The 10,106-nt window shown below is 48.3% G+C and carries 13 protein-coding genes; 9 read left to right on the top strand and 4 right to left on the bottom strand.

Annotation, left to right across the window (positions count from 1 at the left end; all coding sequences use genetic code 11):
* From RMO52_RS00780 to gmk, 6 genes are all read left to right on the top strand, one after another.
* Nucleotides 1-446 (top strand): V4R domain-containing protein (locus RMO52_RS00780; protein ID WP_310410120.1); only part of this gene is annotated, 446 nt, incomplete at its 5' end.
* A complete protein-coding gene (locus RMO52_RS00775) occupies nt 443-766 on the top strand; it encodes a hypothetical protein (RefSeq protein WP_309742071.1) in 324 nt (107 codons plus the stop codon). The genes RMO52_RS00780 and RMO52_RS00775, both read left to right, overlap by 4 nt.
* Before the next feature lie 79 nt (nt 767-845).
* Nucleotides 846-1,319: a phycobilisome protein gene (locus tag RMO52_RS00770; protein WP_309742070.1), complete on the top strand. Its 474-nt coding sequence runs from the start codon at nt 846-848 to the stop codon at nt 1,317-1,319.
* A 77-nt stretch (nt 1,320-1,396) separates the two neighbouring features.
* Nucleotides 1,397-2,056 (top strand): hypothetical protein, encoded by a 660-nt coding sequence (locus tag RMO52_RS00765; protein ID WP_310410117.1) that lies wholly within the window; start codon nt 1,397-1,399, stop codon nt 2,054-2,056.
* Between the two features lie 146 nt (nt 2,057-2,202).
* Nucleotides 2,203-2,439: a 2Fe-2S iron-sulfur cluster-binding protein gene (locus RMO52_RS00760; protein ID WP_310410115.1), complete on the top strand. Its 237-nt coding sequence runs from the start codon at nt 2,203-2,205 to the stop codon at nt 2,437-2,439.
* Between the two features lie 61 nt (nt 2,440-2,500).
* Nucleotides 2,501-3,055, top strand: a complete 555-nt coding sequence (gmk, locus tag RMO52_RS00755; protein WP_310410113.1) for a guanylate kinase — start codon at nt 2,501-2,503, stop codon at nt 3,053-3,055.
* Nucleotides 3,056-3,288: 233 nt separating this feature from the next.
* On the opposite strand, the gene RMO52_RS00750 is transcribed toward gmk, so the two are convergent.
* The 3 genes from RMO52_RS00750 to RMO52_RS00740 form a co-directional block, all read right to left on the bottom strand.
* On the bottom strand, nt 3,289-3,666 hold the full coding sequence (locus RMO52_RS00750) for a hypothetical protein (RefSeq protein WP_310410111.1): 378 nt from the start codon (nt 3,664-3,666) through the stop codon (nt 3,289-3,291).
* 323 nt (nt 3,667-3,989) lie between these two features.
* The gene (gene lepB, locus RMO52_RS00745; RefSeq protein WP_310410109.1) at nt 3,990-4,583 is read right to left on the bottom strand and encodes a signal peptidase I; all 594 of its coding nucleotides are present in this window, start codon (nt 4,581-4,583) and stop codon (nt 3,990-3,992) included.
* A 166-nt stretch (nt 4,584-4,749) separates the two neighbouring features.
* Entirely contained in the window at nt 4,750-6,777 is a 2,028-nt protein-coding gene (locus RMO52_RS00740; RefSeq protein ID WP_310410106.1) for a DNA polymerase III subunit gamma/tau, read from the bottom strand.
* A 127-nt stretch (nt 6,778-6,904) separates the two neighbouring features.
* On the opposite strand from RMO52_RS00740, the gene RMO52_RS00735 reads away from it, so the two are divergent.
* From RMO52_RS00735 to RMO52_RS00725, 3 genes are all read left to right on the top strand, one after another.
* Nucleotides 6,905-8,023 (top strand): hypothetical protein, encoded by a 1,119-nt coding sequence (locus tag RMO52_RS00735; protein ID WP_309742205.1) that lies wholly within the window; start codon nt 6,905-6,907, stop codon nt 8,021-8,023.
* A gap of 6 nt (nt 8,024-8,029) precedes the next feature.
* Complete coding sequence (gene rnhA / locus RMO52_RS00730; protein WP_309742206.1) at nt 8,030-8,893, top strand: ribonuclease HI; 864 nt, start codon at nt 8,030-8,032, stop codon at nt 8,891-8,893.
* A 167-nt stretch (nt 8,894-9,060) separates the two neighbouring features.
* On the top strand, nt 9,061-9,642 hold the full coding sequence (locus tag RMO52_RS00725; RefSeq protein ID WP_310410103.1) for a Uma2 family endonuclease: 582 nt from the start codon (nt 9,061-9,063) through the stop codon (nt 9,640-9,642).
* Between the two features lie 68 nt (nt 9,643-9,710).
* Here RMO52_RS00725 and RMO52_RS00720 read toward each other — a convergent pair.
* Nucleotides 9,711-10,106: cytochrome b/b6 domain-containing protein (locus tag RMO52_RS00720; RefSeq protein ID WP_310410101.1), on the bottom strand; the 396-nt coding region annotated here is incomplete at its 5' end.

Here is a 10,106-nt window from a genome sequence, read left to right as displayed (position 1 = left end):
TTAAAGAATCCCATAACTTGACGCTGGAGACATCCAATCTAGCTTTTGCGATGGAAACATGGTGGTGGCCATATACAGCTCAGGGCTGGGGTACTTGGTCTCCCAATCTGAGCAATCGCGAAAGTGGCTTTTTCTATGTCGATTTATATGATTCGGCAGTTGCCAAAACCCTGGGATATGTGGGCAAACCAGTTTGTCATTTGTACTCTGGTATTCTCGCTGGGTTCTTTAGTGTTGCCTTCAAGCAAAATCTTTGCAGTACAGAGATTCAATGTTATGCAATGGGCAACGATTTTTGCCGATTTTTGATCGGCTCTGAAGAACGCATCCAAGCTGCTGAATTTTGGATTTCTTCTGGTGCCAAAGCTAATGAAATCGCCGAACGTTTTGAAGCTGGCGAAGTCGCTCCCGATCCCGAACTATCGATCGCCGCAGGTGCCGTATGAAAAGTCGCAAACATAATCGCTTAAAGAAAAATCCCTTAGTCCGGTTTATTCGCGGAGTCGTCAGATTATTGCGGGTATTATTTAGACCCCAGAATCGACAGCTTCGTGCCATCGAACAAGAGCAAAGACATCTGCGACGAGTGGAGCTAGAGCAAGAGCTAGTACTAGAACGCCAAAATATCGAGTTGGAGCAGCAGGAACGAGCGCGATTAATTACTGTTGGGGAGCTACTCGAACAGATAAAATGGCAGACTCCTTCAGAAACAATAATTCAAGCAGCCGATTTAGTTGCCCCAGCTTACGATGTTTCTAGGAATTAAACCTTAGAACTAAAAATCGGTAGCGATCGCATTTGCCATCGCTACTATTGAAACTTTATTTAGATGGAATTGGTGAAAAATGATTACATTGTTAGAAGCATTAGTTGATGGTGCAGATGGCGCTTATGCAAGCAAGCAAGATCTCCGCAATTTGGAACATGCGATGTTTTCTTGGTCGGAGCGGAAAGAAGCTTATTTAGCACTCCAAGAGCGAGAAAAGTCAGTTATCGATCGCGCGATCGCCCTCATGCAGCCGAAGAAAGCTGCTCCAGGCGCTCGGGCGATGGATGGAGCGTATCTCGATCGCTGCCGTCGCGATATGACTTTGACGCTGAGATCTTATGCTTTAGCGATGCTGTTGCAAGATGAAGAAATGCTCAAGGATCGATTCCTGTATTGGCAAAGAAACATTCTTCAATCGATGGGTCTGCACAACTATAAAGGGATTGAATATTTATTGGAGTCCATCTGTGCGGAACTACCCAAAGAACAGTCCAGCTTGTTCCAACCTTACTTTAAACTCGGTCAAGAAACGATCGTATCGATGAATTAAAACAACTAGCCAAACAGTAAGTTGCACTCGCAATTTACTGTTTGGCTTGCCTGTCTCAACTAGGAAATTTATTTTGTATGGCTACCTCACTGTCGATCGAATCGAATATCTCTATCCCCGCAAATTGCTTTACGCCCAAAGGTTACGTCAAATCCCATCCAGCATCGGGATTGCTGTCTACTCGCTATGGCGATCGCTTGATTGCCGTGCCAGAATTATTGCTGCGCAGTATCCCCAAAACCTTGCGTGCTGAAGCGGGGGAAGCTTCCTATTTAGCTCTATATACCTTCGGCAATCACTGGGGCAAAACTTTTTGCGATCGAGTGATGCAGGATATGGTGAAGTACCATCGCCAGCCGATCCTCGATACGATCGCCGCTGAGTTTTTTGTCAACGTTCAAGAAGCGTGGGCAGTTCATGGTTTGGGTAGACCCTCGGTCGATTTTAAGTTAGCCGAACGCGGATTATTAGTAGTCTCGATCGCCAATTCGGGTATCGGTGGCGGAGCTGAGATCGAAGCCAATGCAACTTATCGCACTTTTAGTCTCGAAGCTGGTTTTCTCGCTGGTTGGTTTTCTGCACTGACCGACAAAAAGCTACGAGCGTGTGCGAGTAATTGGAGCGAAGCGCCAGACTCATTACAGTTTTTAGTCGGGAGCGCATCCCACATCGAATTGATCGAGCGCTCCCATCTCGATATCGCCATGCTCACTCCCGACATCCTCAATTCGCTCTAACTCACATCTTGGATCGCAACAAAATTACTAGTGTTTTAGTAAATAGTGTTTTAGTGAATAGTGGATAGTGGATAGTGTTTTAGTGGACAGCTTACCTCTTACCCTTTACCCCCTACCCTTTACCCCCTACCCCTTACCCCTACCCCATGCCCGTAACCGTTCTTTTTTTACCAGATAAAGTCACAGTCAGCGCCCAACCAGGCGAACCCTTGCTCAATGTTGCCGAACGTGCTGGCATCACGATCCCGACTGGTTGTTTGCGAGGTGCTTGCTTTATTTGTAGAGTCGCAGTGGAAGGACAAGACAATCCCGTTAGAGCTTGTATTTCGACTGTCTCCAGTGATGATTTATCAGTCGTCCATCGCTACGTCACGCCCAGTTAATTTTCACCCGATCGAGAGTACAATGCGGATGAGTTCCAATTCGATCGCAAGCAAGCTAGCTATGACGGGCAGACTGATAGTTTTAACTGGGCCTAGTGGTGTCGGTAAAGGGACACTGCTCAAAGCTTTACTGGCAAACCATCCTGAACTATATTTATCTGTCTCTGCTACCACCATAGCGCCTCGCGCGGGTGAGGTAGATGGCGTTCACTACTATTTCTACGATCGCGACCGCTTTGAGGTGGCGATCGCGGCTGGGGCGCTCTTAGAATGGGCGGAGTTTGCTGGCAATTATTATGGTACGCCGATCGAGCCAGTCCAAGCTCAATTAGCGCTGGATCGATCGATCGTTCTCGAAATCGAACTAGCCGGAGCCAGACAAGTGGCTAAAATCTTTCCCGACGCCTTACGCATTTTTATTCTCCCACCCGATCTTGCAACGCTCGAAGCCCGGATTCGCGAGCGGGGTACAGAAACTTCAGAGGCGATCGATCGGCGCTTGGAGCAAGCAAAAGTAGAAATTGCTGCTGGTAATGAGTTTGACTACCAGATCGTCAATGATGACTTGCAAATAGCGCTGGCAGAATTGGAGAAGCTGGTGACTAATGCTGAGTGAAAACCGAAGAACGTTTTTTAATCAATGTCAGTTTCTCCTAGCGGAGCGACTGAAACTACGCCGACGGGTTAAAGATATTTGCTCTGTTCTAGCCCCGCCCTCGATTAAAATCGGGGCTAGTATTACAAAGTCCGCCTTCGCGGACTATTATCTTAGTCCGCGAAGGCGGACTTCGCATTCTGAGCGGCGATTTCAATCGCTGTGTCCTAATCGCTGCGAGAGCTAAACTAAAACTACTCTTCCCAAGAGTCCAAATCTAGTGCAGGCGAACCACCGCGATCGAGTTGTCTGAATACTACTCGTAGTTGGAACCAGAGCAAGATCGCAATCAGTAGTGTCAGCGGAAAGGCGATACTATATGCCAGCCAAGTGGGAAATCCAAAAATTTCTAAGCCAGCCGAAAGAAAAAAGATAATCCCGACACATACTCCCAGAAAGGGCAATCGCAAGGAGATCCCATCGCTATTGGCAAGAATAACGTTGTTGCGATCTGCCGACCAAGCTTTGACATTTTGGCGTAAAGTACCATCGAAAGCCGCACCGCAAGCGATACCAACAAATAAACCAGCAATTAAAATAAAGTATGGCGGATCTTGGGGAAAATAATACATATGGAAATTATAGATTAGAGAGTAGGGGAAATAGTAAAGTAAATTTTAAAGTCCCTGTTCCAGAATAATCTACCTTTGGGAACAGAGGTTCAATATTGGGGTAATTACTCATCCGAATGGCTGATGCCCGATCGATCGCAGCAAAGTTATCTTTAGTAGAGATAGTTGGTGGTGCTTATCTACAGCGTGTTAATTAAGCTGCCAACTTTCAACAAGCTTTTTTTAGTACCGAGCGTCTCACACCGATCTTCGTTGCTAAGGGAAACCGGGGTTTAATACTATAGGTCGATCGTTAGGTAACTAATTATCGATCTTTTTGATGGCTACCTCATCCCACCCAAGCGCTCGATCGGCCAAAATCGAAAGCAAGCGTGTCCGATGATATTGGCTTGAGGTAAAAATCCCCAAACGTGGGAGTCGTTACTATTGTTGCGGTTGTCCCCCATCACGAATAATCGATCGGGAGGTACTAGCATTGGCGACATCGCATAGCTAGGTGCTTCGGCAGTGTAGGATTCGATTAACAATTCTCCATTGACATAGACACGACCATTTTTGACTGCAATTTTCTCACCTGGCAAGCCGATAACACGTTTGATAAATGCTTGATCCTCCAGGTAGCCTTGCTCCTGTAGCTGTGGCGGTGGGACAAAAACAACAATATCGCCGCGTTGGGGGGGATGAGTGTAATAAGATAGCTTTTCGACAACTAAGCGATCGCCGACTGCTAATGTGGGTAACATCGATTCTGAGGGAATATATCGCGGTTCGGCGACAAACGTCCGAATGAAAATAGCCAATCCCACCGCCAGAACTAAAATCGTAATATTTTCACCCCATTTTTGCCACCATTGCACCAATAAGGGTTGAGGTGCTGTCGATTTGGGATTGGATTGCTCTGGTGGAGTTGTCTTCATGGCGGAGGCTGGGAACTAGGTTTTAGGTTTTGGGTTTTAGGCTTTGGGTTTTAGGCTTTAGGCTTTAGGCTTTGGGCTTTGGGCTTTGGGCTTTAGGCTTAAGTATTCGTCCTACCCATTACCCATTACCCATTACCCCTACCCTCTACCATCTCCCATCTACCCTCTAATTACCAACAATCTTATCGAACAGCTCGTGATGTCGATCGATAATTTCACCACTGAATAACTTGACGAGATTATCTGTCGCCGCTTGGAGTTGTGGCTCGATTTCGGGATCTTCTTGCTCGTCAAATGACAACGTATTTGCCGCGCGATCGAGATCGATCGAATCCGGCGGCTCGGCAAAGTCCATCGGTTGCTCGGCGAAATTGGCGATCGGATCTGGCGGCTCGATCTCAACTAGAATCTGCGGCTCGCTTACGACGGGTGTCTGTTGAATTGGTAGTATTGCTGCTGGGGATGAGATTGGATCTGGGGGTGACTCGGGTAGCTCCTCATTCAGATCTTCGATCTCTTCTTCTTCAGTGAGATATTCCCCTGCTACTGGCATGACTGGCGGAGTTGTTACTGGCGCGGGGACTGATGCCTCAATCGGCGGTGGTGGAGAAGGCACTGGCGCGGGGACTGATGCCTCAATCGGCTGTGGTGGCGGCACTACGGCGGGGGGCTTTGCTGGCAATGCCGCAATAGACTGGGGCTGACTTTTGCCCATGACTTCTAGTTTGACAGTCAGATCGCGACCGAACATCTGACTGAATACTTTCGCGAGTTCGGGGACTTTGCTAGCCGCGATCGTTTGCATGGTACTAGATTTCATCGCTACTACGGCTTGCTCGGCAGAGACAGATACCAGCTTGCCAAAGGGTTTAAATAAGTCTCTACTGGCAGGTAGAAGCTGCTGTAAGACCTGTTCCCAGGTAGTTGTGATGTCGATGGCATTTGCGGCGATCGGGGCGGTGGTAGCCGCAGGTGGTGGTGCTGACGTTGCTGCTGGTGGCGGTGTCGGAGTAGTGGGGTGACTGGGTGGGGCGCTCGATGGTGGTGAAACAGGCTGCGGCGCTGGAGCTGTGGCACTGGGAGTAACTGCTGGCGACGGTTGCCTACTAATATTTAACAGTCCCAAGATCGCTATTTCCAGCCACAGTTGGGGCTGTGTTGTATGTTTGAGTTGGATTTCACTATCTTTGAGGTGCTTTTGTCCGGCGAGAATCCAGTTTAATTCCCAACTTTGGGCGATTTTACACAGTCCCGTCCAAGTTTCACCCGTTAGTGGTACGAGATCGGGACGTTTGGGGGCGGTTTTGGCGATCGTCAGATCCCGATAGCAGCCAGCGAGATTTTGGAGGACGGTGAGGGGTTCTTTGCCGCGTTCGAGGATCGTGCGGGTGCGATCGAGCAGACTTTCCGGATCGGATGTGGCGATCGATTGTAAAATACCGAGTAAGTCGCGTTCTGGTACCGAGCCGATCGCATCATAGACTCGATCGGGCGTAATCTCGCCATCGAGTAAACTCAACCTGTCGAGCAAGCTCTCGGCATCGCGCAACCCACCTTGAGCGATTTGGGCGATGAGAGTTACCGATGCAGGCGCAATTTCGATGCTTTCGATCCCCGCAATATAGGTCAGGTGCTTCACCATCGCATCGACAGGAATCCGCCGATAGTCAAATCGCTGACACCGCGAAATAATCGTCGGCAAGACGCGTTGCGGATCGGTTGTTGCCAGTACAAATACTACATGCGCGGGTGGCTCCTCTAGAGTCTTTAATAGCGAATTGAATGCCGCTGTCGTGAGCATGTGACACTCATCGATAATATAAACTTTATACCGACACTGCACGGGGGCATATTGAGCGCGCTCGATCAGTTCGCGGATATTATCTACACCCGTATTACTAGCGGCATCGATTTCGATAATATCTAGCGCCGCACCCACCGAAATCGAGCTACACACCGCACATTTACCACAAGGTTGTGCTGTAGGTACCTGACTCGCCATACAATTAAGAGACTTGGCTAAGATTCTGGCACTAGAAGTTTTGCCAGTCCCTCGTGGCCCCGTAAATAGGTATGCTGGTGCAATCTTTTCGAGACGTAGCGCATTGGTTAAGGTGGTAGCGATCGCCTCTTGCCCGACTAGATCGGCGAAGGTTTGCGGTCTATATTTATGATGTAGAGGTATGTGTGCCATCTGCGGGATAAATAAAGATGAGGTCGAGCTGACCGAAACAACCTCATTCGAGATTGTTTACCTAGCCCTACTCTCTAAGATACTCTAGATCGAATGTACCTAAATTGTGCATCTAAGGAAGCTGTAAATGTTTAAGAAAATCTGGCAGTCATTTGTGAGGTGGTTCCGCAAGTTATTTGGCGGGGGTAAAGCGACAAGCCGCATTCCTGCGACCGAATTACCACCTTTAGATGATACCGATCGGGAGTATCTATTCATGCAGTTGCTCGAAGGCGTCGCTCATGGCTGGCAACAACCACGCGCGATCGGCTTTTTTAATAAAATTAGGCAACGCGTCCGCAAATCTGAGTGGCTCGAATGGCTTGACAAATTCGGTCGGAATTTGCTTGACGCACCTGTGGCTAATTATGAACTCGCAGGGCGAATGGTGCAATTGGGTCAGCTCGACTGTGGGGAAATTGGCGATCTCGCGGGCGAGTATGGGGCGCGACTACTCGATCGTCAAGCCGAAGCATATCCCAATTTGCTCCCCATTATGGAGTTTAGCGATCTAGAATCAGATGAGGACGGGCAGATGCCATTCGAGCTTCAATATGGTAGCTCGATCGACAGCCCAGATTGGAATTTTGATGAAGTACCACTAGAACTTCTTGCCAGTGACGATCCCAGCCCCCCGTCACAACCAGGATCGCTAGCACATCAGCCAGACAGCGAACAGCCCAGTGGGACGCAGGAGATCACCCTCGAAGAATTTTCAGCCATGCTCCACAACGATCCGGGCTTAGTTGCCGAGTTAGCCGAACAATTTGGGATCGAAACGACCGATCCCCAAATCATCATTAATACCGTTGTCGGGCAAATGCAGCAACAAGTCCAACAAATTAGTGGCGATCTCACTCCGGCTGGGGAAATAAACCCGCCAACGCCAGCAGCACCCACTCCCGCACCAGAAGTACCCACTCCAGTACCAACGGCACCACCAGAAATTCCAGCACCACCACCAGAAGTGCCCACCACGCCTGCACCACCAGAAATTCCAGCACCACCAGCTCCTGCGCCCTCACCAGCACCCGAAGCCCACACGCGATCGAGTATTCCAGCTAGAGAACTACCAGCACCACCGCCGCCACCGCAACCAACATTAGTGGACTACAAATCCGAAGATCCGTGGAGTAATAATTTGCTAGACAGCAATGAAGAAACACTCCCGAAGATCGCTAATCTACCAGACCGTCGTGGAGTCTAGCGATCGATGAGCAGAATTACCAACTTATATACAGACGGTGCTTGTTCTGGCAATCCCGGCCCCGGCGGCTGGGGCACTGTGGCTTATTTTGATGATGGGAGCTGCCATGAATTAGGCGGTCGCGATGGCGCGACGACTAACAACCGCATGGAAATGCAAGCGGCAATTTCCGCACTCCAATTTTTTGCCAGCACCAAGCAAACCGGACAATGCGTACTCTACACCGATAGTGAGTATCTAATTAAAGGCATCACCCAATGGGTGAAAGGTTGGAAGAAAAAGGGCTGGAAGACTGCTGCGGGGAAAGATGTTCTCAATCAAGACTTGTGGGAAAAACTCGATCTGATTAACAATCAAGTTCAAGCTCAAACCAAAGTGCCCGTGTCTTGGCAGCACGTTCGCGGTCACTCTGGTAATGCAGGTAACGAACGCTGTGATACGATCGCCAGAGGCTTTTCGAGCGGTCAGCCACCACACTTGCGGCAACGATCTACAATGGAAATAGCAGCACCGTCTGCTGTCGCACAGACCCCTTCAGATCCTGTGACACCTATTCATTCTCCCTCTGATTTGCAGATTGTCCCCATGTTAGAAGAACAGACTATTCATCTCGATAGTACCGAACATATCCCCCGCGAAGTCCGCGTCGCTCATCTCCACCATCTGATCGATACGTTGCGAATTACTGATGAAATCGCCAAAAGCGGTTATCTAATTGCTAGTTCTGAGCTGGCAGATCTGATGGATATCAATGCTAGTGCTGTCACCAGTCGCGGAGATCGGTGGGCATGGCGCAATTGGATGGTTTCTAGAGTCCGTCGTGAAGGCAACCAAATTCTTTGGCAATTGGAACGAGTGGACGGCGAATAATTAATAGTCGTTATTTTACTAGCAATTATGAGAATGTGCTAACTCGATCGAGTCGGTACATTTTTTTAGTGTCGATTACCTACGGTACGCTTTGCGAACGAGTAGAACTTCGATTGTATTAAAATTAGATATGATTCAAGTATTTAGCTGTACACCCATCATAAATCATGGTTGCTTTACCCGATCGCTCGTTCATGTCAGCAGCGGAATATCTAGAATGGGAGCTTACCCAAGAGGAACGGTATGAGTACTGGGATGGTGAAGTAGTCGCCATGAGCGGCGGCACTCGCAACCACAATCGTATTTCGGGAAACTTCTTTAGGCTCCTAGATGATGCTCTACTAAATCGTGATTGTGATGTGTACATCGCTGATGTCAAGGTTCAAGTAGAGCCAGGGCAAAAGTATTTCTATCCCGATGTAGTGGTGACATGCGACGAGCGCGACGATGAGGCTCAACTCGTCCAGTTCCCTTGTCTAATTATTGAAGTATTGTCACCTTCGACAGAAGCAATCGATAGGGGTGTAAAGTTCGCTAGATATCGTCAATTTACATCGTTACAGGAATATGTGCTGGTTCAGGTAGATCGCCCGAAGGTAGAAGTATTTAGACGCGATCGCAACAATCAATGGGTATTATCAGAATACGATCGAGAAGATCGTCTGTTACTCGAATCAATTGGTGTGGAAATCCCGATCGCCGATCTTTATCGCCAGGTACAATTTGAGGATAATGTTCAAATCGAATGATTAGGTTTTGAGCTGCTCCGATCGCTTTTTGATACCGTTAGATCTTGAGCAGCGACTGCACTTGGTGATTAGCGATTAACCTCTAAAAAGTTCTGCAACCGTCGCCAATTAGCACGGACTACTTTCCACTGCGCGATCGCGTGAAGGAGGATAAATGCTAGAAAGGTATAAGATAACCAAAAATGCAAGCTGCGTCCCACGTCTACCATTGCTTTATTTTGTGGAAATAGATCTGGCAGCAACAAGCCAAAGAACTTGACATTATCGGGGCGAAATGAATTGGATAGCAGAAATCCGGCGATCGGTACCGCCCACATGAACAAGTAGAGTAATAGGTGCAAACTGACATTTTTTATCCAAGCTGGTGTGAATTTCGGCAATCGCCGTGTATATTTCTTCCAACTTACCTTCAATAGTAAAAAAATTCGCCAAGTGAGTAATGCCATCGACAATACGCCCAAAGA

Source organism: Chamaesiphon sp. OTE_8_metabat_110 (assembly GCF_031382685.1).
In the GTDB taxonomy this organism is placed as follows: domain Bacteria; phylum Cyanobacteriota; class Cyanobacteriia; order Cyanobacteriales; family Chamaesiphonaceae; genus Chamaesiphon.
Note: the sequence above shows the minus strand (reverse complement) of the source record. Positions and strands in the feature narration are given on the sequence as shown.

Coding starts and splice junctions, on each gene's coding strand:
- RMO52_RS00770 (WP_309742070.1), top strand. CDS start 846: ATGATTACATTGTTAGAAGCATTAGTTGATGGTGCAGATGGCGCTTAT.
- RMO52_RS00725 (WP_310410103.1), top strand. CDS start 9,061: ATGGTTGCTTTACCCGATCGCTCGTTCATGTCAGCAGCGGAATATCTA.
- RMO52_RS00760 (WP_310410115.1), top strand. CDS start 2,203: ATGCCCGTAACCGTTCTTTTTTTACCAGATAAAGTCACAGTCAGCGCC.
- lepB (WP_310410109.1), bottom strand. CDS start 4,583: ATGAAGACAACTCCACCAGAGCAATCCAATCCCAAATCGACAGCACCT.
- RMO52_RS00775 (WP_309742071.1), top strand. CDS start 443: ATGAAAAGTCGCAAACATAATCGCTTAAAGAAAAATCCCTTAGTCCGG.
- RMO52_RS00740 (WP_310410106.1), bottom strand. CDS start 6,777: ATGGCACACATACCTCTACATCATAAATATAGACCGCAAACCTTCGCC.
- RMO52_RS00735 (WP_309742205.1), top strand. CDS start 6,905: ATGTTTAAGAAAATCTGGCAGTCATTTGTGAGGTGGTTCCGCAAGTTA.
- RMO52_RS00750 (WP_310410111.1), bottom strand. CDS start 3,666: ATGTATTATTTTCCCCAAGATCCGCCATACTTTATTTTAATTGCTGGT.
- rnhA (WP_309742206.1), top strand. CDS start 8,030: ATGAGCAGAATTACCAACTTATATACAGACGGTGCTTGTTCTGGCAAT.
- gmk (WP_310410113.1), top strand. CDS start 2,501: ATGACGGGCAGACTGATAGTTTTAACTGGGCCTAGTGGTGTCGGTAAA.
- RMO52_RS00765 (WP_310410117.1), top strand. CDS start 1,397: ATGGCTACCTCACTGTCGATCGAATCGAATATCTCTATCCCCGCAAAT.